Below are 26,618 nucleotides of genomic sequence, written 5' to 3' on the forward strand. Positions count from 1 at the left end.
CGTGGAAATCCTCGACGCGGTCGCCAGGACGTCCCTCCTCACGGCGGCACTGCGGGCCCAGGAGAGCCGGCGCCCGGACGGGTTGTTCCGGGACCCGTTCGCCGCCCGGCTGGCCGGTGTCCTCGGCACCGACCTGTTCGGCCGGATCGGGGACGTCACCCAGCCGAACCGCGCCGGCCCCGCGGAGCCCGTACCGAGCACGTTCGCCTACAACGCCATCAGGACCCGGTACTTCGACGACCTCCTGCTCGCCCGCGTCGCGGAGGCCGACCGCCCCCAGGTCGTGATCGCCGCGGCCGGCATGGACACCCGGGCCCACCGGCTGCCCTGGCCGGGCCCGGTCGACGTCTTCGAACTCGATCGCGCGGACGTCCTGGCGGCCAAGGAGTCGGTGCTGCGCGCCGAGCCGGCGCCCCCGCGGGCGACCCGGCACCGGGTCGTCGCCGACCTGCTCGGCCCGGACTGGGTCGCCGCGCTCACCGAGGCCGGCTACGACCCCGGCCGCCCCTCCGTCTGGCTGCTCGAAGGAATCCTCTACTACCTCACGCGGGAACAGGTCGGCCAGGTGCTGGGCCGGGTGCGGGACGCCACCGCGCCCGGCAGCACGGTCGCCGCGGACCTGGTGAGCGCCACCGCCCTCACCGCACCCGCCGTCGCGCCGCTGCTCGCGGTGTTCGAGAGCTGGGGCTGCCCGTGGCTCTCCGGGCACGACGAGCCGGAGGCGCTCTTCGCCGGGTACGGCGTAGAGGCGACGGTCCTGCAACCCGGGGAGCCCGGCGCCGACTTCGGCCGCTGGCCCGACCCGGTCCCCCCGCGGGACCTTCCCGGGGTCGGGCGCGTCTTCCTCGTCCACGGCCGGCGCCGGTGACCGCGCCCCGCCCCCGGGTGCTGATCGCGCCGGTCACCGTCACCCCCACCAAGGCACTCGGCCTCAGCCACCTCAAGGGCCTGCTGTGGGTGGACGTGATGTACCGCGCCACGCGGATGCTGGGCGACCACGACGTCGACTACCTCTACAGCAACACGACCTTCAACGGAACCCAGCAGACCGCCGGCTTCTGGGAGTACCTCGACCGCGTCCACGGCGACACCGACCCGGGCACCGTCACCGAGGACGAAGTGGGCCTGCTCTACACGGAGTTCCAGACCCGCGGCGACCCGCCCGGCGACGCCGCCCTGCTGCCGTACGTCCGCGCCGTCGAGCAGACCGGCTGGACCCATCCGGTGAGCCGGCGGCTGCTGGAGTCGTGGCGCGGCCACTTCGCCTGGCTGGGCATGCGCGACCCGGGTCTCACCGCGACGCGGCGGCCGGGGCTGGAGTTCGAGGAGACGGTCGAACGGCTCGCCAAGCACGGACTCTGCCTGGACACGCGCGACGACGGCGGCCCCGTCTACCTGGACGCCACCGCCCAGGGACTCCCCCTGCGCCCCGCCACGTCCGCCACGGGCCGCCCCAACTACCTGGGCTGCGCCCTGCGGGATCTGCTGCCTGCGGTGGCGGAGTACGACGAGATCGTCCTGCTCCACGACCGCGAGCTGACGGAGGACTACGTCCTGCTGCAGAAACTCCTCGGTGCGCTCGGCGGCGCCCGTGCGCACCGGGTCTGCCTGGACCGGGTCCCGCTGGACGGCGCGGTGCGCTCCAGCCGGCACGGCGTCGCCCACGCGCACACCGTCGCCGGACTGGCCGGCGCGCTGCGGGACCACGCCTCACCGGAGGCCGTCCGGCTCGGCACGAGGCTGTACTTCGTCGCCGGGCTCGGCAAGGGCGTGAACGGGCCGTCCTACCGCGAGGACCTGCTGCGCCAGACCGTGGAGCGCGCCGCCGGACTGCTCGGCCGCGAGGACCCGCCATCCGCCCCGGACGCCGAGGAGTTCGTGCGCCGGCAGACCGGCGGGCGGGCCCACGTGGATCCCTATCGGCTCACCTCCGCGCTGCTGCGCAGGCACCAGCAGGTGCCGCTGCGCGCCGTGGCCTCCGTCGTCTACCTCTGACCGCCCGGCAGAAGGGGAACCACCCGTGTTCACCCAGCAGTACCTCCGGGAGCACGCCGAACGCCGTGCCGGGGCCGCGCCCGCCGGCCAGGCGGCCGAGCCGGGCCGGACGGCCGTCACGGTCGTGCTGCGGCGCTTCGAGCCCACGACGTTCGCGCGGTCCGCGGTGGCCTACGCCTTGGACCTGCCGGCCACGTCGAGCGAGCCGTGGCTGCGCGCCTACACCCGCACGGTCTTCCTCTCCGGCAACCCCGACAACCTCCGTACGCGCTTCGCCTTCCACCACGTCAGCGCGGACGGCGCCATGGCGTGGACGCTGCCCGAGGACTCCGGCGGAACCCCGCCGCTGCGGCGCCTGCTGCGGCTCTTCCCCGCGGCCGCCCTGCCCCCGCTGCCCGCCCGGATGGAGATTCCGCCCCGGGCCGGCGCCGGCCCGGACCTTCGCACGGCACGGGTCGACGTCGTCACCACGCGGGTGTCCCTGGCCGACTACCTCGTGCACGTCCACCACGCCCTGGCGGAGGCGGTCCTGTCCGGGCTGATCGGCGCGGGCACGGAAGTCGGGCTCCGGCATCTGCCCCGACTCGACCCGGCCGAGGGGCCCTACGCGATGCTGCGCGCCGTCCCCGACCGGGACGCGGCCGACGGCCGGCTGCGCGCCTGCGCCGGGGTCGCCCGGGTCTGCGTCGAAGGCGAGGAGAGCGAAGGGACTCGGGTTCTTTTGGAGTGAGATGAGAAGGATGGAGCGAGATGAGAAGGAAGCCCTTCCGGCGAAGTGCGGCTCACGCCGCCAGCGCCCCCGGCATGACCGCCCGGGGCCCGAACTTCGCGCGCGCCCGGTCCGCGACCTCCTCGATCCTGCGGACCTTCTCGTCCACCGGGTCGAAGCTGAGCTGATGGGAGGCCTGCTCGGCGGGGTCGAGTCCCTCCGCCCGCAGGGCCAGCACCCGCACCCGGGCGCGCTGCAGCCCCAGCCCCTCGTACATCCCGTACGCCACCCGGGTCAGGGCGGCGGAGTGCGCGGTCGGCTCCTTCAGGGACCGGCTGCGCGACGTCGCCGACCGGTCCGCGTACCGCACGGTCAGCGTCAGCGTCCCGCACACCTTGTCCAGCGCCCGCAGCCGGGCCCCCAGCTCCTCCGCCGCCGAGAGCAGTGCCCGGCGGTGCCGCTCGGCGTCCAACTCGTCCCGCTCGAAGGGCCGTTCCGTCATCAGCGACCGGGCCACCCCGTTCGGCACCACCCGTCCGCGGTCCACCCCGTTGGCCTTCTCGTGCAGCTCGCGCCCCGCCCTCGCACCGACCAGCCGCTGGAGCGTGGAGAGCGGCGCGGAGGCGACCCGGCCGAGGCTGTCCAGGCCGTACTCGCACAGGGTGCGCGCCGTGGCCGTCCCGACCCCCGGAAGCGCGGTGACGGGCTTGTCCGCGAGGAACTCCACCACGCCGTCCCGCTCCTCGGGGACGGCACAGGTCACCCCGGGCCTGGCCTCCCGCAGCGCCATCCGCGCCAGCATCGTCCCCGGGCCTGCCCCGATCACGCAGTCCACGCCGTACCGGGCGAGCGCCCGCACCCGGATCACCGAGGCCAGCTCGACCGCGCTGCGCCCGAAGTACCGCTCGGCCCCCCGCAGATCGACCAGCGCCCCGTCCGGCGGCAGCGCCTCGACGACGGGCGAGAACTCCTCCAGCAGTCCGAGCAGGCCGGGCAGCGCCGCCTCGTGCGTCGGCGGCAGGTGGAAACGTACGCAGAGAATGGTCATCCCGCACTCCCCGGACTCTGGTGCCACAACTTCCTTGTCTGCGTGGGCTCCTGACCCGCAGGACGCAGATCGGCCCACGGATGCATTGCGTATCCGGTCGGCAGCTGGATGCGCCGCCCGCCGGTGGCGTCCCCTCTTCCCTCGGGCACGGGCTCCGCGAGCCGCGCCGCGACCACGTCGAGCCCGCCCTGCGTCCGCAGTTCGGCCAGCTCGGCGAGGTTCCACGCGGCGGCGCCCACCACACTGAGGCTGCGCGGCCCGCGCCGCTGGACGACCCCGCGCACCAGCAGCAGCCAGGAGTGGAAGACGGTGTGCGCGCAGGCGTCGTGGGAGTCGTCGAAGAAGGCGAGGTCGACCAGGCCCGTGCCGTCGTCCAGGGTGGAGAAGATGACCCGCTTGCCGGACCGGATCGGCGGCGTCTGGGTGGCCGCCTTGGCGCCCGCCACCAGCACCGTCTCCCCGTGCCGCGCCTCGCGCAGCCGTCTCGCGCTGACGACGCCCAACTCCTCCAGGAACTCGCGGTGGTCGTCCATCAGATTGCGTGAGGCGTCCATGGACAGCACGCCCAGCTCGGCGCTGAGCTTCTCGGCGGAGGACAGGTCGGGCAGCCCGGCGGGCGCGGTCTTCCGCCCGCCCGCCAGCGGGAGCTGGCCACCGCCGGCCCCCCGCGCTCCCCGGTGCAGCTCGGTCAGGTGCAGTTGCAGATCACGCCGGTTGGCGCCGAAGGCGTCCAGCGCGCCGACCTGCGCGAGCCGTCCGGCCAGGGGCCGGCTCGGCCGTGCCCGCTCCCAGAAGTCCAGCAGCGAGGCGTAGGGCTGCCCGTCCGCGATCCGCGCCGCCTCCGCCTCACTGATGCCGTGCACGTCGGAGAGGGCGAGCCGCAGCCCCCACACCGCCGGGGATTCAGACACCAGTTCGATACGGTGGGCGACCGCGGACCGGTTCACGTCCAACGGCAGGATCGGCACCCCCCGCCGCCGCGCGTCCGCCAGCAGCAGCCGCTTCGGGTACATCCCGGGGTCGTGGGTGAGCAGCCCGGCGTAGAAGGCGGCCGGGTGGTGCGCCTTCAGCCAGGCCGACTGGTACGTCGGCACGGCGAAGGCGACCGCGTGCGCCTTGCAGAAGCCGTACGACCCGAAGGCCTCGACGATCTCCCAGGTCCGCCGGATCGTCTCGGCGTCGTACCCCTTGGCCGCCGCGTGCTGCGCGAACCAGAACCGGATCCGCGCCTGCGACTCCGGGTCGGAGAGCCCGCGCCGCACCCGGTCCGCCTCGGCGCGTCCGCAGCCGGTCATGATGTCGACGATGTCGATGATCTGCTCGTGGAAGACGACGACGCCGTACGTCCCCTTCAGCGGCTCCGCCAGATCCGGGTGCGGATAGCGGACCGGCGCCCGCCCGTGCCGGGCCTCGATGAACGGCCGCACCATGTCGGCGGCGACCGGGCCCGGCCGGAAGAGCGAGATGTCGACGACGAGATCGTGGAAGGTGGCCGGCTGGAGCCGTCCGACCAGATCCCGCTGCCCGGGCGACTCGATCTGGAAGCAGCCGAGCGTCTCGGTGGAGCGGATGAGTTCGTACGTCGCCGGATCGCCCGGCGCCACCCCGTCCAGGTCGATGCGCTCCCCCGTCGCCCGCTCCACCTCCCCGACCGCGTGCGCCATCGCGGACTGCATCCGCACCCCGAGCACATCCAGCTTGAGCAGCCCGAGGTCCTCCACGTCGTCCTTGTCGAACTGCGCCATGGGAAAGCCCTCGCCGCTGGTCGGCATGACCGGCGTACGGGCGAGCAGGGAGGCGTCGGACAGGAGCACTCCGCAGGGGTGCATGGCGACTCCGCGCGGGAGGGCGTCCAGGGCCTCGGTCAGCTCCCACAGCCGCCCGTACTTCTCCTTCTCCCCCGCCAGCGCGCGCAGTTCGGGCAGTTCCGCCAGCGCGGCCCGGGCGTCGCGGGCCCGGATGTGCGGGAAGGACTTGGCGATGCGGTCGATGTCGGCGGGGTCCATCGACAGGGCCGCGCCCACGTCCCGGATGGCGTGGCGCACCCGGTAGGTCTCCGGCATCGCGACCGTCGCCACCCGCTCGGTGCCGAACCGGTCGATGATCGCGCGGTAGACCTCCAGACGGCGGGCGGACTCCACGTCGATGTCGATGTCGGGCAGGACGAGCCGGCGCTTGGACAGGAAGCGCTCCATCAGCAGCCCGTGCTCGACGGGGTCGGCGTGCGCGATGCCGAGGAGATGGTTGACGAGTGAGCCCGCGCCGGAGCCGCGCGCGGCCACCCGGATCCCCATGTCCCGCACGTCGTCCACCACTTGAGCGACCGTCAGGAAGTAGGTGGCGAAGCCGTGATGGGCGATGATGTCCAGTTCCCGGTGCATCCGCTCCCAGTAGTCGCGCCGGCCGGCATACCCCTTGCGCACCATCCCCGCCGCCGCCCGGGAGGCGAGCACCCGCTGGGCGGTACGGCGCCCCGCGCCGACGAGGTGCGGTTCGGGGAAGTGGACGGTGCCGATGCCGAGGTCGTCCTCGGGGTCGACCAGGCACTCGGCGGCCGTCGCCCGCGTCTGCTCCAGCAGCCGGTGGGCGGTGTCGCGCCGGAAGCCCGCGGCCTCCACGATCCGCTCGGCGGCCTGCAGCATGGCCCCGGTGTCCTTGAGCCAGGCCTCGCCGGAGTCCAGTTCCCTGGTGGGGTCGATGGGGACGAGCCGGCGGGCGGCGTCCAGGACGTCGGCGACCGGGCCCTGGCCGGGGTCGGCGTAGCGGACGGCGTTGCTGAGCACCGGCCGGATCCCCTGCTCGGCGGCGAAGCCGACGGTACGGGCGGCAAGCCGCAGGGAGCCGGGTCCGGTGCCGTCGCGGCCGTGCCAGACGGTCTCCAGGCGCAGCGCGTCGCCGTAGACCTCCCGCCAGGGGGCCAGCAGCCGGGCCGCGCGGTCGGGGCGGCCGGCAGTGAGGGCGCGGCCGACGTCGGAGTCGGGGCCGAGCAGGACGGTCAGGCCGTCGCCCCGGTTGGCGGCCCGGGGCAGCAGCGGTGCGCCTTCGCCGGCGTGCGAGGCCGTGACGATGGCGCAGAGGTCGGCCCAGCCGCGGGCGCCGTCCCGGGCGAGGAAGGTGACCCGGGGTGCCGACTCGTCGACGAAGGCGCCCCCGCGCACCGGGGTGCGGCGCCTTTCCTCTCGTAGGGGCTCGGCGCGCTCCACCGCCAGTTCCGTGCCGAACAGCGGGCGCACCCCCGCCTTCGCACAGGCCTTGGCGAAGCGGACCGTGCCGGCGAGGGTGTCGCGGTCGGTGAGGGCGAGGGCGTCCATGCCCCGTTCGGCGGCACGCTCGGCCAGCCGCTCCGGATGCGAGGCGCCGTAGCGCAGCGAGAACCCGGAGACGGTGTGCAGATGCGTGAACCCGGGCATCCACACCTCCGATCGAACATCAGTTCCCGACAGCCTCATCTCCACCATAGACCAAAACTCGAACGCTTGTACGACAACCGTTCGGCCCCGCCCCACCTGCGGAAACGTCCTCCTCCTCGGACTGTAGGGACATGACACGGAACGGCTTTCTCGGTGAGGTGAAGGACGCGGTCACCCCGCGTGCCACGCTGCTCGTCCTCGGCGTGATCGCCCTCCAGCTGCTGTTCATCGCGTCCTATGTGGGGGCACTCCATGATCCGAAGGCGAAGGACGTGCCGTTCGGTGTGGTCGCGCCGGGAACCGCGGCCGAGCAGGCGGTGACCCGGCTGGACCGGCTGCCCGGCTCACCGCTGGACCCGCGCACGGTCGCCGACGAGGCGGCGGCCCGGGAGCAGATCATGAACCGGGACATCGACGGGGCACTGATCGTCAACCCGGCGCGGACGACCGACACCCTCCTGGTCGCGACCGGCGGCGGCGCCGTCCTCGCCACCACCCTGGAGAGGTACCTCACCGCCCTGGAGTCCTCCCAGCAGCGGTCCCTCCGCACGGTGGACGTGGCCCCGGCCTCACCGGACGACTTCGACGGCCTGTCGTCCTTCTACGTGGTCGTCGGCTGGTGCGTCGGCGGCTATCTGTGCGCCTCGATCCTGGCGATCAGCACCGGCGCCCGGCCCGCCAACCCGCGCCGCGCGGTGATCCGGCTGGTCGTGATGGCGCTGGTGGCGATCGTCGGCGGGCTCGGCGGCGCGGTGATCGTGGGACCGATCCTGGACGCGCTGCCCGGCAGCGTGCTGGCCCTGTGGGGGCTCGGCGCCCTGGTCACCTTCGCGGTGGGGGCGGCCACGCTCGCCCTCCAAGGGGTCTTCGGCATCGTCGGCATCGGCCTGGCGATCCTGCTCGTGGTGATCGCGGGCAACCCGAGCGCGGGCGGCGCCCTCCCGCTGCCGCTCCTGCCACCGTTCTGGCAGGCGATCGGCCCCGCGCTCCCCCCGGGCGCCGGAACCTGGGTGGCCCGCTCCATCGCCTATTTCGACGGCAACGACACGACGGCTGCCCTCCTGGTCCTGTCCGCCTGGGCGGCGGCGGGCATCGCGATCACCCTGCTGGCGGCAACCCTGCGCAAGAAGCGAAAGGACGAACGCCTGCCGACGGAGGCAAGGTAGCCCCGCCACGCAGGACAGACGCATGCAGCCGCCGACGGCGCTCCGCCCCCACGAGGGCCACCCGCACCCGACCACGCACCCGCACGCAAAAGTCCCGCCCCTCACGCGCGGGGCGGGACTTCCCGGTACCGGCGTCAGCCGATCTGCGTACCCGTCGCCGACAACGCCTCCGTCACCGGCTGGAAGAACGTCTCCCCACCGGAGGTGCAGTCACCGCTGCCCCCGGACGTGAGTCCGACCGCCTTGTCCCCGGAGAACAGCGAGCCCCCACTGTCACCGGGCTCGGCGCACACATCGGTCTGGATCAGCCCGTTGACGATGTCGCCGTTGCCGTAGTTCACCGTGGCGTCGAGGCCGGTGACCTTCCCGGAGTGCACCTGCGTGGTCGAGCCGCTCCGGATGACCTCCATGCCGACCGTGGCGTCGGCCGCACCGGAGATCGCCTGCGTGGACCCGTTGTAGAGGTTGACCTCGCTCGGGTGCTCGACCTCGCCCGCGTACTTGACCAGGCCGTAGTCGTCGCCCGGGAAGCTGGACACCTCGTTGGCCCCGAGCGCGTTGCCCTGCGCGTCCTGCCAGTTGGTGATGCCCTCCGTGCAGTGCCCCGCGGTCAGGAAGTACGGCTCGCCGCCCTTGACCACGTTGAAGCCGAGGGAGCACCGGCCGCTGCCGTCGGTGATGGCGTCACCGCCCGCGATGAAGGGCTTGAACTCCCCCTTGGTGCGCCGGAGTTCCGCCGTGGACCCGAGCCCGTCGACGACCTCGCCGAGCTTGCTCCACTCGGCGTCGGAGACCGTGCGGTCGGCCGTGACGACGATTCTGTTGGTCGTCGGGTCGGTCACCCAGGAGGTGCCCGGAATGGTCGCGTCCTGCTTGAGCGTGCCGCGCGCGCTCCTGAGCTCCGCGAGGGAGTTCGCCACGATCCGCGCCTCGGCGCCGGCCGCCTCGACGGTCTCGGCCGCGGCCTTGTCCAGCACGTTCACGACGAGGTTCTTGTTCCGCGCGTCGTAGTAGGTGCCGGCCGCGGCGGTCCCGAGATCCTCGACGAGCGTCGAGGCGAGCTTTCCGGCCGCCGTGACCGACAGGGTCTCGGGCGTGGCGGCCGGCGAGGGCTCACTGGCGTTCGCAGTCTGGAAGGTGACACCCGCGGCCACCAGTGCGGCGATGCCCGCACCTGCCGCGGCGGCCCGCCGCCTGGGTATGCGTCGGTGCTTCAACTCACGTCCTCCTGTGGGGGGTCGGTCCGGAGGCCGTGGGGGCCCCGTGAACCGGAAGGCGTACGGACACGGAGGCGGCGTACAGCAAAAAGCCGCGTCCGTGCCGGTTGATCGGCGCCTACTATTCCGAGGCACACAGGGCGCACACAAGGTCGACTCCCAGACGTACACACGGCCACCACACCGCATCCCCGCCCTCTTGACCGTGCACGGTCATCCCAGGCGGATTCGCACTGCAAACACCCCCGAGCGATCAACTCGTATGCGGCGCGTGAGGTCTGCTCCTGTCCTGAAAGCGGCAGTTGAGGCCGCGGGCATGGGCGAGCCCCCGCACGACACTGCGTGCGGGGGCTCGCTTGCTGCCGGCTGTGGAGCGGGGTGTCTCTAGAAGACGCTCATCCCGTAGGCGTTCAGGGCCTCCACGACGGGCTGGAAGAACGTCGTGCCGCCGGAGGAGCAGTTGCCGCTGCCGCCGGAGGTCAGACCGTACGCGGTGCCGTTGCTGCCGTAGAGCGGGCCGCCGGAGTCACCGGGCTCGGCGCAGACGTTGGTCTGGATCATGCCGTAGACGACGTCACCGCCACCGTAGTTGACGGTCGCGTTCAGAGCGGTGACCCGGCCGGTGTGGATACCGGTGGTGGAGCCGTCACGGATGACGTTGGTGCCGACGGTCGGGTTGGCCGCCCGGAGGATGTCCGTGTTGCCGGCGGTGCCCGACTTGGCGATCGAGGTGTTGGTGTAGCGCACCAGACCGTAGTCGTTCGTCGGGAAGCTGGAACCGGAGGTCGGCCCCAGGACCGTCGTACGGCCGGAGTTGGCGTACCAGGTGCCCGCGCCGTCGGTGCAGTGACCGGCGGTCAGGAAGTAGTTGGCGCCCGCGCTGTTGCGGACGTTGAAGCCGAGGGAGCAGCGACCGGTGCCCGAATAGATGGCGTCACCGCCCGCGATGTACTTCTGGAACTTGCCCGGGGTGTGCTTGATGACCAGGGCGTCGGCGTCGCTGCCCGCCTGCTGCCGGATCTTGGCGATCTCGGCCTTGGAGACCGTGCTGTCGACGGTGACGACGACACGGTCGGTCTTGCTGTCGACGGCCCAGGCGGTACCCGGCACGTCGGCCTTGAGCACGGAGTTGCTCGCGCTCCTCAGCTCGGCGGAGCTGAAGGTGGTGGGGGCGTCGGCCGCGGTCGCGCTGGGGATCGCGATGGCTGCTGCGGCTACGAGACCGGAAGATACGGCGATCAGCCGGGTCCGTCTCGTCACGCCGCTGCGGGGGGTGGTGCGCTTGATCCTCACTTTTCGTTCCTCCACATGGGAAGTCGGGGGCCCTCGTGGGGTTTCGGGCCCGTGAGGCGCAGCCAGGAGCCGGGCTGTCCGGATTCCGAACACGCCGTGCCCCTGACAAGCGCTGTGGGGGGAGTATTCGGCGGCACGCCCGGGACGCGCAAGAGCGCCTTTCGGCCGTCAATCTTTGAACGACCTCAGCGGCAACCCCGGTCACGGGCGCGCGACGACGGCTCCGCTCAGCAGTTGCACCCACAATCGCAGCCATCGCAGCCGCAGGTGTCGCAGCAGTTCGAGCAGCAGTCGCAGCAGCTGCAGCAGTCGCCGCACCCGCTGCAGTCGCAACTGCTGCAGAGCCCTTCCCGCCGCTGCCGCGACCAGGGGTCCTCGAACTCACCGCAGCACATCTGACAGGTACAAGCCAATCCGGCCCATACAGCGCACCCCGCGAGCAGTCCCCGGCGATCCCGCCGAGGCGGCTCCGGCGGCAGCGGCGGACCGCCCGGACCGCCGGGCGGCGCGTACGGCCCCGGCATGTGCGCACACGACGCGCCGCCGAACGCCCGGTCCACCGACCGCCGCAGCTCGTGCACCAGCAGCAGGTGCGCCAGCTTCGGATCGGTGAAGGCCACCTCGCGCAGCGCCAGCCGGATCCCGTGCAGCGCGTCATCGGCCAGCCGCCGCGCCTCCGCGAGCGACGTCCCGGTCGCGGTCAGCGGGTTCCACGCTCCTGACGCGGCATCGGCCTCCCGGTCCTCCACGGCGTCCAGCAGATGCGCCAGCCGCCCGAACAGCCGCCCCGCCTCGGCGAGCGGCTCGGCGTTCAGCGGACGCCCCGCCAGCACCGCCGTGTGCGCGAAGGCCGCCGCCGTGGCCGTCTCGGTCGGCTCGGTCACCACCAGCACCGGGGTTCCCGGCCCCGCCAGCGCCTCGATCCCGACCTGCCGCTCCACCGCGTCGACCAGCAGCCCGGTGTCGAACCCCACGGCCGAGCCACTGCGCGCCCCCGCGGCCGCCCAGCTCGAAGCGACCCGGCGCGCGGCCACCGCCGCCGGCTTGCGCGCCAGCAGCCCGTCCCCGTCGGCGAGATGGTCCCGCACCTTCGCGGAGGCCAGCACCAGCGACACCGCCGCGGCCAGCCGCGCCCCCTCGCCCCGCGCGACGGACGCGGTCCGCATCCCGCGCAGCGGACACGGCCCGGCCGTGCGCCGCAGCCCCTCGTCCGCCTCGGCCTGAGCCTCCGTCAGAACGGAGATCAGCAGCCCGTCGTAGTTCGTCACCACCCGTGCGAACTGTCCGTGGTCCCCGCGCAACGCCAGGCAGAGACCGCACAGATGGGCCATCCACTGACCGGCGAGACGCTCCCCGAGCCGATGGCGGCAGGGCCTGACTATTCCGAACACGACGCTCCCCCGTGGTTCGTACGACATCGAGCCGCCGCATCGTATCGGCCACCCCCGTGGCCGCTTTCACACCCTCCCGCTTCACCCGTACGCCCCGCAGATCACCCATACGCCGTGAAGAATCATATTTCACTCACAGTCAGCAGCCATGCGTGGCTGGGCCCTTGGCACGCCTGGGCTCTCGACGTACGCGCTGTGCACCAGTACCGTCACAAACCCCCCGCGCGGCGTCTATTCACTTGGCGCGCCGTCCGCATCATGGATGACCATAGGGATGCGGAAAGCAAGCAAGACCGCTGTGAGAGGAGGCGTCCATGGGATCGGTGCGCAAGGCGAGTGCCTGGCTGGGCCTCGTTGACGACAACGATGACGAGCGTTACTACGACGACGACTACTCCGAGGGGACCGAGTCCGGGGATGCCTGGGTCACCGACCCGAGGGTCAAGGTGGCGGCCGACGTCGCCGAGGAGAAGGGCCGCCGGATCGGCACGGTCACCCCGGACAGCTTCCGGGACGCCCGCGCCATCGGCGAGCTGTTCCGGGACGGTGTCCCGGTCATCATGAACCTCACGGCCATGGAGGCCGGCGACGCCAAGCGCGTCGTCGACTTCGCGGCCGGCCTGATCTTCGGTCTGCGCGGTTCCATCGAGAGGGTCTCCACGCGGGTGTTCCTGCTGACCCCGGCCGACACGGAGATCATCAACGGTGAGCCGGCCGCGCACCGGACGGACGGCTTCTTCAATCAGAGCTGAGGCAGGGCCGATCGCCGGCCCTGCCCCCCTCGGGGCTCACCGGAAGGCGTCGAGCCCGGTGAGCGCCTTGCCCAGCACGAGCTGGTGCATCTCGACGGTGCCCTCGTAGGTGAGCACCGATTCCAGGTTCGTCGCGTGCCGCATGATCGGGTACTCCAGCGAGATCCCGTTGGCACCGAGGATGGTCCGCGCCGTACGGCAGATGTCGATGGCTTCACGGACGTTGTTGAGCTTGCCGAAGCTGACCTGCTCGGGACGCAGGCGGCCGGCATCCATGCGCCGCCCGAGATGGTGGGCGAGCAGAATCCCCTTGTGCAGTTCGACCGCCATGTCGGCGAGCTTGGCCTGGGTGAGCTGGAAGCCACCGATGGGCCGCCCGAACTGCTCCCGTGACTTCGCGTAGTCGACCGCGGTCTCGAAACAGGAGCGGGCCGCGCCCATGGAGCCCCAGACGATGCCGTAGCGCGCGTGCGAGAGGCAACTGAGCGGTCCGCGCAGGCCGGTGACCTCGGGCAGGACCGCGTCCGCGGGCAGCCGGACCTCGTCCATCACCAGCTCGCTCGTGACCGAGGCGCGCAGCGACAGCTTGTGCTTGATCACGGGCGCGGAGAAGCCGGGGCTGTCGGTGGGCACGACGAAGCCGCGGATGCCGTCCTCGGTCCCCGCCCAGACGACGGCGACCCCGGCGACGGAGCCGTTGGTGATCCACATCTTGCGGCCCGTCAGGACCCAGTCGCCGCCGTCGCGTTTGGCGTACGTCCGCATGGACGCGGGGTCGGAGCCGTGGTCCGGCTCGGTGAGGCCGAAGCAGCCGATGACCTCGCCGGAGGCCATCCGGGGCAGCCAGTTCTGCTTCTGCTCCTCGCTGCCGTAGCGGTGGATGGCGTACATGGCGAGGGAGCCCTGCACCGACACCAGGGACCGGATGCCGGAGTCGGCGGCCTCCAGCTCCAGGCAGGCGAGGCCGTACTGGACGGCGGAGGCCCCGGCGCAGCCGTAGCCGCTCAGCGACATCCCGAGGGCACCGATGGAGCCGAGCTCACGGGCCAGTTCGCGGATCCCGGGCAGTTCGCCGGTCTCGTACCACTCGGCCACGTACGGCAGGACGCGGTCGGCGGCCCATCGGCGGACGGTGTCGCGGACCGCGAGGTCCTCGGGCTGAAGGAGGTCGTCGATCCCCAGCGGATCGGCGGGATCGAACGGGGGCAACGGCATGGGACCCTCCGGCAGCTCAAAACTAGCAGCGCTAGTCACGGGGTTGAAGGCCGACGTTACGTCGCAGTCTTCCACCCCGTCCAGGGGGTCAGGCCGACACCCGGGACTCCGCCACCTCGCGCGGCGCCGGGACCTCCACCGCGGCCGCCGGCTCACAGCTCATGGTCCGCGGCAGCCGCAGCGCCATCACCGCGCCGAGCAGCAGCAGCCCGGCGCTGACCAGCAGCGTCACGTGCAGCCCGTGGACGAAGCAGTCCCGCGCCGCGGCGCGCAGGGTCTCCCCGGCGGCGCCGCCCAGCTGTCCGGCCACCTCGTAGGCCTCGCCCAGCGAGTTCCCCGCGGCCGCGGACGCCGAGGCGGGCACCCCGGGCACGGAGGACAGACCGGGCGCGTACGCCGCGTTCATCACGGTGCCCAGCAGCGCGATGCCGATGCCGGCGCCCAGCTGGTAGGAGGTCTCGCCGATCGCCGCCGCGCCGCCCGCCTGCTCCGGCGGAGCCTCGCTCAGCATCGACTCGTACGCCCCGAACAGCGTGGTCTCCAGACCGAAGCCCAGCAGGACGAACCCGGACAGCATCAGCGCGGGATCGTCCGTGCCGCCCATCGCCGTCAGCAGCACCACCGCGAACGCCGTCAGGAAGAACCCGGAGCACACCATCCGCCGCGGCCCGAACCGGCGCAGCATCCGCGCTCCGGCGAGCCCCGCGCCCATCGCCGCGAAGGTCAGCGGCAGCAGCCGCAGCCCGGTCTCCAGCGGCGACAGGCCGAGGACCAGTTGCAGGTACTGCGCCGCGATCAGTTCCAGGCCGACCAGGGCGAGCATCGCCAGCACGATGCAGCCCACCGAGGTGCTGAACGCGGGACGGGCAAACATCCGCAGGTCCACCAGGGGGTGCGCGCGGCGCCGCTGGCGTCGTACGAACAGGGCCAGCAGGGCGCCGCCCACCAGGAGGGGCAGCACACCGACGACGTCGAGGTCGCCGCCGCCGAGCCGCTTGACGCCCAGCACCATCCCGAAGAGGCCGGCCGCGGCCATCAGCGCGCCGACCACGTCCCAGGGACCGCGGCCGTCGCCCTTGGACTCGGGCAGCAGCAGCCGGCCCACGGGCAGGCTGACCAGCATCAGGGGAATGTTGACGAGGAAGACCGAGCCCCACCAGAAGTGCTCCAGCAGGAAGCCGCCGAGCAGCGGTCCGACCGCCGCGCCGACCGCGGCGACCGCGCTCCAGATGCCGATGGCGAGCGCGCGCTCCCGCCGGTCGGGGAAGACCTGGCGGAGGATCGAGAGGGTGGCCGGCATGATCATCGCGCCGCCGACGCCGAGCAGTGCCCGCGCCGCGATCAGCACCTGGGCGGTGTCGGCGAGGGCGGCCAGCGCGGAGGCGACGCCGAACAGGGCGTATCCGAGCAGCAGGATCCGTCTACGGCCGACGCGGTCGCCCAGCGTGCCGAAGAGGATCAGCAGCGAGGCGCAGACGAGCGGGTAGATGTCGACGATCCAGAGCAGTTCTATACCGCCGGGCCTGAGGTCCTCGGTGACAGCGGGCACCGCCACGTGCAGCACGGTGGCGTCGACGGCGACCAGCAGCAGGCTGGCGCAGAGGACCACGAGGACGACCCAGCGGTTGGCACCGGCCCCGGCCGCCCGACGGCGCAGCGCAGCGGCCGTGGTCGTCCCGGACATGTACGTACCTCCCAGATGTTCCCTCGCGTTCGGCGGGCTCACGGGGTGGGGACTCCCCGTGACTCGGCCGGAGAGGAGCGGTGGTCCCCGGCCCGCGCAACGAAGCGAGTGACTCGCCAGCGTACGCGAGTCCGCGCCGGTGGCCAGTGGTGGACCTCTCAGAGTCCGGACGGAACAGGTGTGGCGTACGCCACTCCCCTCCCCCGCCGGATCACGTCCTCGTTCGGGCGGGAGCGAAGCGCGGCGCCCGCCGACCGCGCGCACGGCGTCGGGCACGCCCCCCTCCTCCCGGAGGCCCGGTCCCACCGGGCGCATCCGTCACCCGGCGCGCCCCGGGCACGCCGCTCGCGCCCGCGGTGATGATCGGCAGGGAAAGTTCGGGCCGACTTCCGGTGAACGAATTCGTCAACCCCATAAAACGGCGCTCTGGAATGATCAAAGGAATTGAAGGGCGGAGCGCCCGCTCATTGCGAAGTCATAGGAAATAAGGCCCGCCTTGAGAGGTATCCCACATCACATCGTCATCACAAACCGGCGGTATGGAGGGGGTTCCGAGCTCACTCGCTGTAACGTCGATTGGGTGCGTACCGAACGAAACCTCACCCGTCTGGACCGGGTGTTCGCGAGGCTGGACCGGGAGCCGGAACGGCCGGCCCACATCGATGTGCCGAGGATGAGCCGGCACAGGGTCGCCCTTTTCGCGGCCACCCTGGCCTTCTACGGAGCCATCGTGTGGGCCGTGGTCATCACCTCGTGGCTGGTCCGGCTCGACTGGCAGGTCATGTTCTTCCGGCCCTACCAGCAGTGGTCGGAGATCCACGCATTCGTCGACTACTACGTGGTCCTCGGCCAGCGCGGCCCCACCGCGGTGATGATCGCGGCCTGGCTGGGCTGGCGCTCCTGGCGCCAGCACACACTGCGGCCGCTGCTCGCGCTCGGCGTCTCGCTGCTGCTGCTGAACGTGACGGTGGGCGCCGCCAAGCTCAGCATGGGCCGTCTCGGACCGCACTACGCGACCACCGTGGGCTCGAACGAGATGTGGCTGGGCGGCGATATATTCCCTAGCGGCCACACCGCAAATGCCGTGGTGACCTGGGGAATCCTGGCCTATCTGGCCTCCACCCCGGCGGCCCGCCGCTGGCTGTCCGCCCTGTCGGCGGTGACCTCGCTGGGCGTCGGCCTGTCCACGGTGTATCTCGGTACGCACTGGCTGAGCGATGTGCTCCTCGGCTGGGCCGCGGGTCTGCTGATCCTGCTGGCGCTGCCGTGGTTCGAGCCGCTGATCGCCCGCGCCGAGGCCGTGATCTTCGGTCTGCGTGACCGCCTGCGGGCCCGCCGCGCCGGTACGGCGACCGTGCCGGCCGCTCCGGTGGAGGTCCCGGTGCGGGTCAAGCCGCGCGACTCGGCCCAGGACGTCTCCCCCACGGCCCGTTCGCCCCGGGCGCCGGTCCATCTGGCGCCGGGGCCGCACACGGCCCGCTCGGAACGCACCCCGGTCACCCCGGCCGGCAGCCGCAGACCACCGCAGACCGACCGCGTCACGCGCGGTACGACCACGTCGGCCCGCCCTGTCACGGGCGGCTAGCAACCGCAGGACGGCGGGGCTCGGTACGCACAGCCACCCCGCGGCGACGGCCCCGGTTCCTCTTCGTGAGGAGCCGGGGCCGTCGCGCTGTCTCAGCCCTTCCAGGCGCGGGTGACCAAGCCGTCCCGCACCTCGAAGTTCAGCCGTCCCACCCGGTACTCCATGGTGATGATCGCGCCGGGAGGCAGCGACCGGACGGTCGTCCAGCCCCGTTCGCGGGCGAGCCGCTCGGCTCGGTCGGCGTCCAGGCCGAGGTAGCCGTCCGGCTGGTCCTGGGGTTCGGCGGGAGGTGTCGGAATCGGTGCCATGCCGCCACGCTAGGCCCTGTGCGGCGGCCGGGGCCAGGGCAGCGGCCACTCGCCGTCACTCGTCCCTCCGCGGTCACACTTCTGTCACAGGATCACGACACGCGTTTCAACTCGGCTCACTCGCACGTACGAACGGCCGCTTACGCCTTTCGCAGGCATTGGAGCGTAATTCCTGCGTGTCGCGACGGCTGCTCTTATAACCCGCAGGGAAAGCGCCGGGAGAAATTCCCCCGGACTCATTTTCTCCCCGCCCTCTTCACCACTTCACCACTCCGGCCCGGATCCGCTCGGCGTACCCGGTGTTCGATCCGCACCGTCCCAGGTGCGCGGCACTCGCTCCAGGGCGCGGGAAAGCCGGTCCCGGGCGGTCCTGATCGCGTCGGTGAGCTCGAGGGGCTCCAGCACCTCGAACTCGAAGCCCAGCAGCATCACATGGATCACCATCACGTCCAGGCTCGCCGCTCCGGTGCGCAGCAGACAGCTGCGCGGGCCCTCGGGTTCCAGCACGCCGGCGGAGGGCGATATGTGCTGGGCGGCCTCCCGCAGCGGCACCAGCAGGCGGACGAGGGCGTGGGTGGCGTACGCGCGCGTGGAGACGCCCTGGGAGACATAGGCGGCGAGATCGTCGGCGGGCGGGCGGCGCGGGGTGAAGCGGGGGCCGTGCGGGGGCTTGGGCGTGATGCGGTCGGCGCGGAAGATGCGCCAGTCGTCCCGGTCGAGGTCCCAGGCGACCAGGTACCAGCGGCGTTCGGTGCAGACCAGGCGGTGCGGTTCGGCGTTGCGGCGGGTGAGCGAGCCGTCGTGGCCCCGGTACTCGAAGCGCAGCCGCTCGGCGTCCCGGCACAGGTGGGCCAGTTCCGTGAGCAGGCCGGGATCGACGGCGGAGGGCTGGCCGCGCAGCATCGGCACGGTGAAGGCGTTGAGCGCGCTGATCCGGTGACGCAGCCGGTTCGGCAGGACCTGCTCCAGCTTGGTGAGGGCACGTACGGAGGTCTCCCCGATGCCCTCGATGCCCTGTCCCGCCGCGGTGCGCAGTCCCACGGCGACGGCGACCGCCTCGTCGTCGTCCAGGAGCAGCGGCGGCAACTCGGCGCCCGCGCCCAGCTGGTACCCGCCGCCGGTGCCCGGGCTGGCGTTGACCGGGTAGCCCAGCTCGCGCAGGCGCTCCACGTCCCGCCGGACCGTGCGGGGAGTCACCCCGAGCCGGTCGGCGAGTTGCGCGCCGGACCAGTCCCGGTGGGCCTGGAGGAGTGAGAGCAGGCGCAGCAGTCGCGCCGAGGTGTCCAACATGGCGCCGAGTCTGCCAGCGCAACCGGACAGTAACGGTCCGCAATGCTCAACTCACGGATATAAATAGGCGACGCGTTGTCACACCGGTCCGCGGCGGCCCTCGCTCAGGGCGAGTAGGACAACTGCGGAACCTCGAAGCAGGTGCTGTCCATGTCCCCCTGGGAGACCCAGCCCCGGTCGTCCGTCCAGCGCGCGACCGACAGACACGTCCGGCGGGTCGCGGGCGGCTCGGCCAGCCGCTCGAAGCGCACGGGGAGCAGCAGGCCGTCGGCGGTCCAGCCCTGGCTGCGGCTCATCCAGCCGTCGACGCACGCGCGCGTGACGCCCGTGCCCGCGCAGGAGCGGGCCGCCTCCGTGAACCACTGCGCCGCCGCCCACCCCTCCAACTGCCACTGCGCATGCGTCTTCAGCCCCTCGGTGGCGTCCCGGAACTCCCGTACGGCCGGGTGGCCGGTGTCGTCGAAGTTGCGGCTGGACCCGGTCGCCCACAGGGCGTTGCGGCAGCGCGGGGCGTCCCGGTAGTCGTCCGCCACGGTGGACGTCCAGCTCTGTACGTTCGTCACCTTGGCGGTGAGCTCGACGCCGGCGTCGTCCAGGGCCGCGCACAACCGGGCGTTGCCGTGGCTGTCGATGGCGTCGAAGACGAGGTCGGCGCCCTGTTCCTTCAAGTCGGCCGCGACGGCGCGGAAGTTGGGCAGTGCGAAGTCGACCTGCTCGGTGACCACCTCGTAGCCCTCGGCCTTCAGGCCCCGTTCGACGAGCCGGGCGTAGGAGGCGGACGCGGCCTGGTTGTAGGAGACGACGGCGGCGGTACGGGCCCCGTGCTCGCGCTTGAAGTAGCGGTAGACCTCGGTGCCGCCGTACAGCTTGCCGTCCCAGCCGGCCGTGCCGTCGCGGGGCGCCAGGCTGCCGTAGATGCCGTACAGGTGCGGCCAGGTGTCGTAGGCGGCGCCGATGGGCTGGCCGCCGATGTCGGGCACGCGCGCGCGGGAGACGCGGGAGGCGCCCGCGTAGTCGAGGGCCGTGGTGGCGACCAGGGCGACCACCCGGTCCTCGTCGATCAGCCGGTGCACGCACTCGTTGTTGCCGACGCCGCTGCCCCCGTCGTCGCACAGCCGCACCTCGACCGGGCGGCCGTCGATGCCCCCGCGCGCGTTGAGCCGCTCGAAGTACGCCTTCGCCCCGTCGCGCGGGCCGGTGAAGGCGTCGCCGCCGACCGGGCTGGTGGCGCTGGTGATCACGCCCACCCGGATCGGGGCGGTGTCCGGAGCGGGAGTCGTACGCCCGCGGTCCTCGAAGTCGCTCTCCGGAAGCCGGCTGCCGCAGGCCGCGCTCAGGACGAGCAGCAGCACCGCGACGGCGGCCTCAGCAGCCCGGGACCGGCGAGGCCGAGCCATTGCCGCTCAGTTGCACCAGCGCGCATAGCGTCTTGGCGGACACCTTCCAGGTGCCGTCCTGCTCCACGGCCGTCCCCGCGGCGTCCGGCAGGGCGGTCGCGCCGTTCAGGGTGAGCGTGTACGTCACGTCCGCCTCGGTCGGTGAGGTGAAGGCGACCTCGGTGACCCGCGCCCCGACCTGTCCGCCGCGCTCGTCGCCGCTGAACGCCCGGAGCACCGGGGCCATCCGGTCGCCGTTCTCCAGGACGGTCTCCTTGTCCTCCAGGGACGTCTCGGGGTCGAAGAACTTCTGCCAGTTCCGCATGATCTCCTGCTCGGCCGCCCCGGCGTCGGCGGGCGCGGTCGCCGCGGGGGCGCTCGTCGTCCGCTCGGCCGAAGGGGTGGGCGGGGTGGCGTCTCCGCCGCCGCCCTCGTCGTCGCTGCAGGCCGCGAGGGCCGGGGCGAGGAAGAGAAGCAGGGCGGCCGCCAGTGCCGTACCGCGTCCCGCGTTCCGCCGACTGAGGTCGCTCCCGAGAACCATCTGGCTCACCACCGGGTGTCGGTCCGGGCCGTGCACGCCCGGTTCTTTCAGGGTCAGCTGACAGAAGGCATAGTGCAAGCCATCGGCTGGCATGGACAGACACATGACGTGTGAAGCCTGAGGAGCCACAGATGCGGACAGCCCGACTGCGGACCGTGCATCCCGTCCTGTGGGCCGGCTGGGCCGCTCTGGCCGCGGGCGCGGTGCTGTGCGTCCTCGGCTGGTACGGCGTCTCGGGCGAGCGGTTCGCCGAACGGCAACTGCCCTATCTGGCCTCCTGCACGGTCCCCGGCGCCGCGTTGATCGTCGCCGCGGCGGTGCTGCTCACCCAGGGCCGCAACGCGCTCGCCGCCGCGCGCGTGGAGGAGCTGTACGGCCTGCTCGTGACCGCCGACACGACCGAGGCGGAAGCACCGGGGCTCTCGCCGGCCGCGCCCCTCGCGGTCAGCGGGGACCGGCTGATGGTGCCGGGCGGCACGCTGTTCCACCGTGCGGACTGTCCGCTGGTGAGCGGGAAGGCGGAGGCGCTGCCGGTGGACGCGAAGCTGGTCAGGAGCGGCGAACTGGGCCCCTGCCCGATCTGTGAGCCGGCCGAAGCGGACGGCTGATGTCGTCCCTGACGTACGACCTCACCCTGGCCGGCCTCTCGGTCGGCAGCGCCGCCGCCCTCACCGGGATCGGTCTGGTCGTGACCTACCGGGCGACCGGGGTGCTCAACTTCGCGCACGGGGCCATCGCCATGGTCTGCGCCTATGCGCTGCGGCAGCTCGTGGTGGAGTGGGGCTGGCCGCTGTGGGCGGGGGCGACGGTGACCCTGCTCGTGCTGGCGCCCGCGCTCGGGGTGGCGCTGGAACGGTTCGTCTTCCGTCCGCTGTCCGTCCTCGGCGGTGATCCGGCGCAGACACTGGTGGCGTCGATCGGGGTGTTCGTGCTGCTGGTGGGCGGGGCGGCGCTGCTGTGGGGGCAGGGGGCGCGGGACGACGCGCCCGGGCTGCTGGTGGCGGCGGACCCCTGGGGGCAACTGGCGGTAGTCCTGGTGCTGGCGGCGGCGGTCGGCGCGGTCATCCGGTGGACCCGGTTCGGGCGGGAGCTGCGAGCGGTCGTGGACGACCGCCGGCTCGCGGTGCTCGGCGGGATCGACGCGGACCGGGTGGCCGCCGCGGGCTGGGCGTTCGGCTCGTTCACGGCGGGCCTGACCGGCGTGCTGCTGGCTCCTTACGTCCGCCTGGACCCGTTCGGGCTGCCGCTGCTGGTGATGGAGGTGGTGGCGGTGGCGGTGGCCGCCCGGATGCGGAGCCTGCCGGTCGCGGTGGTGACGGCGCTCGGCATCGGCGTGGCCCAGAGCCAGTTGACACGCCTGCATCCGCGGGGCTGGGGCGAGCCGCTGCTGCAGGCGGTGGGCGCCAACCTGTTCGTGGTGGCCCTGCTGATCGCGGCGCTGGCCCTGCCCCGCGTCGGCACCCGCGACGCCCTGCCCCGCACGGCCACCGCGCGCGTGCCGACGCCACCGGGCGCCTGGATCGTGGCGCTGGTGCTGTTCCTGCTTCCGCTCGGCTTCGCGGGCTCGGACCTGCACACCTCGGTGCAGGTACCGGCGCTGGGCGTGGTGCTGCTCTCCCTGGTGGTGGTGACCGGCCGCGGCGGCCAGATCTCCCTGGGCCAGGCTGCGTACGCGGGCCTGGGCGCCCTGTTCACGGCCCTGCTGGCGGCGGGCCGCTTCCCGGGCCTGCCCCGGCTGCCGGAACTGGCCGCGCTGGCGCTGGCGGTGCTCCTGGTGGCCCCGCTGGGGCTGCTGACCGGCTGGCCGGCGATCAGCCGCAGGGGCCTGGCGCTGGCGCTGGTGACGTTCGCGGTGGGGGTGGGGGTGAGTCGCTTCGTGTTCGCCCAGCCGTACGCGACCTCGGGCCTCTCGCTCGGCCGCCCGGCGGGCTTCGACGACGACCGCGCCTACTACGTGCTGGAGCTGGCCCTGCTGGGCGCGGCACTCCTGGCCACCCGCGCGCTGCGCACGGGCCGTACCGGGCGGGCCCTCGCGGCCATGCGCGACCACGAGTCGGGCGCGTCGGCCGCCGGAGTCCGCGTCCCGGCCCTGAAACTCCTGGCCTTCGTCTCCGGTGCGGCGCTGGCCGCCCTGGGCGGCGGCATGCTCGGCATGGGACTGCGGGCCTTCGACCCCGCCGCCTTCGACCCGGTGCGGGGCCTGCTCTGGTTCGCCGCGGTGGTGGTCCTGGGCGCCGACAGCACCCTGGGCGCGCTGGCCGCGGCGGCCCTGCTGGTGGGCCTGGACGCGGGCGCCCGGGGCGGGGTGGCGGCGGCCCTGATCGGCGTCCTGGCGGTCCTGGTGGGGCGCTTCCCGGGCGGCCCGTACGAGGCGCTGCGGAGCGCGGCGACACGGCTGCGGCCGGGCGGACGGGCGAGTCTGACGGAGCGGGGTGAGGCGGTGCGCCGCTCCCTGCGGGGGACCGCCCCCGGCCCTCCGCCGGAGGGTCCCGTGCCGCCCGCGGTCGCCGAGCCCTCCCCACGGGCGCCCGGATCCGACAGCGCCGTCCTCAGCGCCCATGCCCTGCAGGCCGGTTACGGCGGCTTCCGCGCCCTCGACGGCGTGGATCTCCAGGTGACCCCCGCCCGGATCACCGCGATCGTCGGCCCGAACGGCGCCGGAAAGAGCACCCTGTTCCACTGCCTCGCGGGCACGCTCCGCCCCGCACAGGGCCAGGTCCGTTACGGCGACCGGGACATCACCGGGCTGCCCGCCCACACCCGCACCCGCCTCGGCATCACCCGCACCTTCCAGCAGCTGGCCGTCTTCCCCTCCCTCACCGTGGCCGAGAACATCCGCGTCGGCGCGGAGCAGGGCCGCGTCGACGACCCGGCCGCCGTGGAACGGGCCCTGCGCCTGCTGGGCCTCGACTCCGTACGGGACGCCCCCGCCGCCGGCCTCCCCACCGGTACCCTGCGCCGGGTCGAGCTCGCCCGGGCCCTGGCCGGCAGTCCTCGCGTGCTGCTGCTGGACGAACCCGCGGCGGGCCTGGACACCGCGGAGGTCGCCGCGCTGGCCCGCGTCCTCAAGGCGCTCGCCGCCGACGGCACCGCTCTGCTCGTCGTGGAGCACGACCTGGACCTGGTGGCCGGCCTCGCGGACGTCGTGCACGTCATGACGGCCGGCCGCATCGTCGCCTCGGGCCCCCCGGCACACGTCCTCGACGCACTGGACGCCCGGGAGACCCCCGTATGACCCTCTCCCTGCGCCACGCGCGCGTGCGCTACGGCCCGCTCGAAGCCCTGCACGGCGTCACCCTCGCCGCGCCCGCGCCGGGCCTCACCGTGCTCCTCGGCCGCAACGGATCAGGCCGTACGACCGCACTGCGCGCCCTGGCCGGAGCCGTCCCGCTGTCCGGGGGCGCGGTGGTGTGGGACGGCGCGGACGTGACCGGCGTACCGGCGTACGAGCGGGCCCGCCGGGGCCTGTGCCTGGTCCCGGACCGGCGGGCGGTCTTCGGCTCGCTCACCGTCCGCGAGAACCTCGAACTCACCGCACCCGCCTTCGATACGGCCCTGGCCGCCTACCCGGCCCTGGAGGCGCTGCTCCCCCGCCGCGCGGGCACCCTCTCCGGGGGCGAGCAGCGCATGCTGGCCCTCTCCCGGGCCCTGCTGGCCCGCCCGCGCGTGCTGCTCGTGGACGAACCGGCGCAGGGCATGTCGCCCGCGGTGGCGGCCCGGACGTACGAACTGCTCGCCGGGCTGGACGCGTGCGTGGTCCTCGCCGAGCAGCGGCTGCCGCCCGTGCCGCGCGACCGCCCGACGCTGGTGTACGAACTGCGTCGTGGGGCCGTGGTGTTCAGCGGTGAGGCGACGGAGCCGCGACAGGCGCCGGGGGCGGCCCTCAGAGCGCGGCGGAGCGGGTCGCACCCTCCGGAATGACCAGCAGCATGTCCGGCCGCAGCCGGTCGGGAGAGGGGCCGACCGTCTTCTTGTTGGCCTTGTAGAGGGCCGGCCAGCCGCCCTTGATGCCGTACCTGCGGGCGACCGACGAGAGCGTGTCACCGGGTTTCACCGTGTGCATCCGGCCCTTGAGGCCGTACCGCTTCGAGCACACGGGCCAGGCCTTCCAGCCCTGGACGGCCAGCACCTTCTGCGCGACCGCGATCTGCTGCGCGCGCGTGGCGAGATCCGCGCGCGGGGCGTACTTCAGACCGCCGAACGCCTTCCACGTCGGCTGCCAGAACTGCAGGCCGCCGTAGAAGCCGTTGCCGGTGTTGATGTGCCAGCGGCCGCTGCTCTCGCACTCGGCGATACAGCCCCAGGGCCACTGGTCCTTGGCGCAGGCGTAGGGCGCGGGGGCCGCCGGTCCGGTGGCCGTCGGGGGCGGTGCCGCGTGGGCGGCGCCGGGGGCGAGGACGGGGAGCAGGGCGGCCGCGAAGGCGAGCGCGATCGGCGTGCGGATCATCGGGCCACGCTAAGCAGCGCCGCGCGCGGTGGGGCCCCGCCGCGTCGGTGCGGGCCGGGGCCCCACCCGGTCGGCGGACCGGGGGGCGGTGCCGCGCCCAGGTAGCGGAGAATTTCGGCCACCCACTTCATTCGCCGATTTCATGATTTATCGACCAGTCGCCTCACCGATGTGTGACTCACATCAAGCACCCAACTACCTGGAGGAATCGCAGAGTTGACGAAAAGTACCCAGTTCCGGCCCCGAAGTGACCGTACGCGTCGGATGGTTCGATTCCATTCGTCCTGATGCGTTACTCCCGCCACAGATCAGCCGTTGTCTTCTGCATGAGCCCGGGGCCCACCCGGTTCACGGGCCGGGAGCCACCCGGCCGCGCCACGCACCACATCCCGAGGGAGCCACCCGTGCCGCGCATGCTCGACGTCAGCGACGAGGTACGCGCCGAGATCGGCGACGAAGAAGCCGACCGGCTGCTCGCCGGAGAGAACGCCCCCGGCAGTTACGACTGCACGTCCTGCCGCACCCCGGGCGACTCCGAACAGGAGCGCACCAGCACCGTCCTGTTCATCGGCGACGAGACCGCCGTACTCGCCTTCGCCCACGCCTCCTGCCTGCCCTCGCAGGTCGTCCAGGTCACCGAGGAGCAGCTCAAGGGGGCCGTGCGGTCCATCACCGGTGACCAGGTCGCCCCCCAGGAGCCGGAGAAGGTCGTACCCGAGCAGGCGGTGCTCGGGGTGACCAGCGGACTCGTCCTGATCGCCGGGGAGTTGCACCCGGCGCTGGTGGTGGAGCCGACCGGGCCCATCGTCCGGCCCGGGTCCACCGCCCTCGGCGACGACTTCCTGCCGCTGCTCATCGAGCAGGGGTTCATGCCGGTCACGGCGATCGACGCGGTGCCGCCCGTGCTGCACGGCTGGTCGGTGCTGCTCGCCATGGGGCAGCTGCACGCGGTGCTCCAGCCGAGCAGCAACGGCGGCCAGCCGGTGGCCTGGTGGCAGGCGCACCAGCCGCTCCAGGTCACCGAGGGCTGGCGGGCCGCGGCCAACAAGCACCAGCAGGTGCTGATGTTCGCGGCCCCGGTGGGGTCCATCGGGCGCCAGCCGCGGGAGGACCTGCTGCGGGACGCGCTGGACAAGGCCGCGGCCAACGGCAAGTTGGTCGCCTCCGCGCTGCCTCTCGCGGGCACCTGAG

The 26,618-nt window shown here is 73.0% G+C and carries 22 protein-coding genes; 10 read left to right on the forward strand and 12 right to left on the reverse strand.

The window, feature by feature from the left end:
• Position 1: 1 nt before the first annotated feature.
• From M8H82_RS22170 to M8H82_RS22180, 3 genes are read left to right on the forward strand one after another with little or no spacing between them, the layout of a single operon-like run.
• On the forward strand, positions 2–868 hold the full coding sequence (locus M8H82_RS22170; protein WP_250076621.1) for an SAM-dependent methyltransferase: 867 nt from the start codon (positions 2–4) through the stop codon (positions 866–868).
• Positions 865–1,995, forward strand: coding sequence for a hypothetical protein (locus M8H82_RS22175; RefSeq protein ID WP_250076622.1), 1,131 nt, complete (start codon positions 865–867; stop codon positions 1,993–1,995). Before M8H82_RS22170 ends, M8H82_RS22175 begins: the two co-directional genes overlap by 4 nt.
• 25 nt (positions 1,996–2,020) lie before the next feature.
• Entirely contained in the window at positions 2,021–2,725 is a 705-nt protein-coding gene (locus M8H82_RS22180; RefSeq protein ID WP_250076623.1) for a DUF6182 family protein, read from the forward strand.
• A 52-nt stretch (positions 2,726–2,777) separates the two neighbouring features.
• On the opposite strand, the gene M8H82_RS22185 is transcribed toward M8H82_RS22180, so the two are convergent.
• Both M8H82_RS22185 and M8H82_RS22190 read right to left on the reverse strand, forming a co-directional pair.
• On the reverse strand, positions 2,778–3,752 hold the full coding sequence (locus M8H82_RS22185) for a hypothetical protein (protein WP_250076624.1): 975 nt from the start codon (positions 3,750–3,752) through the stop codon (positions 2,778–2,780).
• Positions 3,749–7,162, reverse strand: coding sequence for a DNA polymerase III subunit alpha (locus M8H82_RS22190; protein ID WP_250076625.1), 3,414 nt, complete (start codon positions 7,160–7,162; stop codon positions 3,749–3,751). Before M8H82_RS22190 ends, M8H82_RS22185 begins: the two co-directional genes overlap by 4 nt.
• Before the next feature lie 131 nt (positions 7,163–7,293).
• On the opposite strand from M8H82_RS22190, the gene M8H82_RS22195 reads away from it, so the two are divergent.
• A complete protein-coding gene (locus tag M8H82_RS22195; RefSeq protein WP_250076626.1) occupies positions 7,294–8,328 on the forward strand; it encodes an ABC transporter permease in 1,035 nt (344 codons plus the stop codon).
• Between the two features lie 134 nt (positions 8,329–8,462).
• Here M8H82_RS22195 and M8H82_RS22200 read toward each other — a convergent pair whose 3' ends face one another.
• The 3 genes from M8H82_RS22200 to M8H82_RS22210 all read right to left on the reverse strand — a co-directional run bounded on the left by M8H82_RS22200 (position 8,463) and on the right by M8H82_RS22210 (position 12,229).
• A complete protein-coding gene (locus M8H82_RS22200; protein ID WP_250076627.1) occupies positions 8,463–9,545 on the reverse strand; it encodes a S1 family peptidase in 1,083 nt (360 codons plus the stop codon).
• 384 nt (positions 9,546–9,929) lie between these two features.
• Positions 9,930–10,838, reverse strand: coding sequence for a S1 family peptidase (locus M8H82_RS22205; RefSeq protein ID WP_250076628.1), 909 nt, complete (start codon positions 10,836–10,838; stop codon positions 9,930–9,932).
• Between the two features lie 227 nt (positions 10,839–11,065).
• Positions 11,066–12,229 carry a DUF5685 family protein gene (locus M8H82_RS22210; protein ID WP_250076629.1) on the reverse strand — a complete coding sequence of 388 codons (1,164 nt, stop codon included), beginning with the start codon at positions 12,227–12,229 and terminating at the stop codon, positions 11,066–11,068.
• A gap of 314 nt (positions 12,230–12,543) precedes the next feature.
• Between M8H82_RS22210 and M8H82_RS22215 the strand changes: the two genes are divergently transcribed.
• Positions 12,544–12,981 (forward strand): cell division protein SepF, encoded by a 438-nt coding sequence (locus tag M8H82_RS22215; RefSeq protein WP_250076630.1) that lies wholly within the window; start codon positions 12,544–12,546, stop codon positions 12,979–12,981.
• A 36-nt stretch (positions 12,982–13,017) separates the two neighbouring features.
• Here M8H82_RS22215 and M8H82_RS22220 read toward each other — a convergent pair whose 3' ends face one another.
• Both M8H82_RS22220 and M8H82_RS22225 read right to left on the reverse strand, forming a co-directional pair.
• Positions 13,018–14,196 (reverse strand): acyl-CoA dehydrogenase family protein, encoded by a 1,179-nt coding sequence (locus M8H82_RS22220; protein WP_250076631.1) that lies wholly within the window; start codon positions 14,194–14,196, stop codon positions 13,018–13,020.
• Positions 14,197–14,284: 88 nt separating this feature from the next.
• Positions 14,285–15,880 (reverse strand): MFS transporter, encoded by a 1,596-nt coding sequence (locus M8H82_RS22225; RefSeq protein ID WP_250076632.1) that lies wholly within the window; start codon positions 15,878–15,880, stop codon positions 14,285–14,287.
• A 580-nt stretch (positions 15,881–16,460) separates the two neighbouring features.
• Between M8H82_RS22225 and M8H82_RS22230 the strand changes: the two genes are divergently transcribed.
• On the forward strand, positions 16,461–17,465 hold the full coding sequence (locus M8H82_RS22230; RefSeq protein WP_250076633.1) for a phosphatase PAP2 family protein: 1,005 nt from the start codon (positions 16,461–16,463) through the stop codon (positions 17,463–17,465).
• Positions 17,466–17,557: 92 nt separating this feature from the next.
• Here the strand turns inward: M8H82_RS22230 and M8H82_RS22235 are convergent, their stop codons facing one another.
• The 4 genes from M8H82_RS22235 to M8H82_RS22250 form a co-directional block, all read right to left on the reverse strand.
• Positions 17,558–17,773 carry an I78 family peptidase inhibitor gene (locus tag M8H82_RS22235; protein ID WP_250076634.1) on the reverse strand — a complete coding sequence of 72 codons (216 nt, stop codon included), beginning with the start codon at positions 17,771–17,773 and terminating at the stop codon, positions 17,558–17,560.
• A 264-nt stretch (positions 17,774–18,037) separates the two neighbouring features.
• Positions 18,038–19,063: a YafY family protein gene (locus M8H82_RS22240; protein ID WP_250076635.1), complete on the reverse strand. Its 1,026-nt coding sequence runs from the start codon at positions 19,061–19,063 to the stop codon at positions 18,038–18,040.
• 104 nt (positions 19,064–19,167) lie between these two features.
• On the reverse strand, positions 19,168–20,460 hold the full coding sequence (locus M8H82_RS22245) for an ABC transporter substrate-binding protein (protein ID WP_250076636.1): 1,293 nt from the start codon (positions 20,458–20,460) through the stop codon (positions 19,168–19,170).
• Entirely contained in the window at positions 20,429–20,980 is a 552-nt protein-coding gene (locus tag M8H82_RS22250) for a hypothetical protein (RefSeq protein WP_250076637.1), read from the reverse strand. The genes M8H82_RS22245 and M8H82_RS22250 overlap by 32 nt, the downstream gene beginning before the upstream one ends.
• Positions 20,981–21,111: 131 nt before the next feature.
• On the opposite strand from M8H82_RS22250, the gene M8H82_RS22255 reads away from it, so the two are divergent.
• From M8H82_RS22255 to M8H82_RS22265, 3 genes are read left to right on the forward strand one after another with little or no spacing between them, the layout of a single operon-like run.
• Positions 21,112–21,588 carry a hypothetical protein gene (locus tag M8H82_RS22255; protein WP_250076638.1) on the forward strand — a complete coding sequence of 159 codons (477 nt, stop codon included), beginning with the start codon at positions 21,112–21,114 and terminating at the stop codon, positions 21,586–21,588.
• Entirely contained in the window at positions 21,588–24,215 is a 2,628-nt protein-coding gene (locus M8H82_RS22260; protein WP_250076639.1) for an ATP-binding cassette domain-containing protein, read from the forward strand. Before M8H82_RS22255 ends, M8H82_RS22260 begins: the two co-directional genes overlap by 1 nt.
• Positions 24,212–24,901, forward strand: coding sequence for an ABC transporter ATP-binding protein (locus M8H82_RS22265; RefSeq protein ID WP_250076640.1), 690 nt, complete (start codon positions 24,212–24,214; stop codon positions 24,899–24,901). The genes M8H82_RS22260 and M8H82_RS22265 overlap by 4 nt, the downstream gene beginning before the upstream one ends.
• Here the strand turns inward: M8H82_RS22265 and M8H82_RS22270 are convergent.
• Entirely contained in the window at positions 24,864–25,427 is a 564-nt protein-coding gene (locus tag M8H82_RS22270; RefSeq protein ID WP_250076641.1) for a transglycosylase family protein, read from the reverse strand. The two genes, M8H82_RS22265 and M8H82_RS22270, sit on opposite strands and share 38 nt — an antisense overlap.
• A gap of 404 nt (positions 25,428–25,831) precedes the next feature.
• Between M8H82_RS22270 and M8H82_RS22275 the strand changes: the two genes are divergently transcribed.
• Positions 25,832–26,617, forward strand: coding sequence for a hypothetical protein (locus M8H82_RS22275; RefSeq protein WP_250076642.1), 786 nt, complete (start codon positions 25,832–25,834; stop codon positions 26,615–26,617).
• The last annotated feature ends 1 nt before the right edge of the window (position 26,618 follow it).

Source organism: Streptomyces sp. YS415 (assembly GCF_023544665.1).
Lineage (GTDB): Bacteria > Actinomycetota > Actinomycetes > Streptomycetales > Streptomycetaceae > Streptomyces.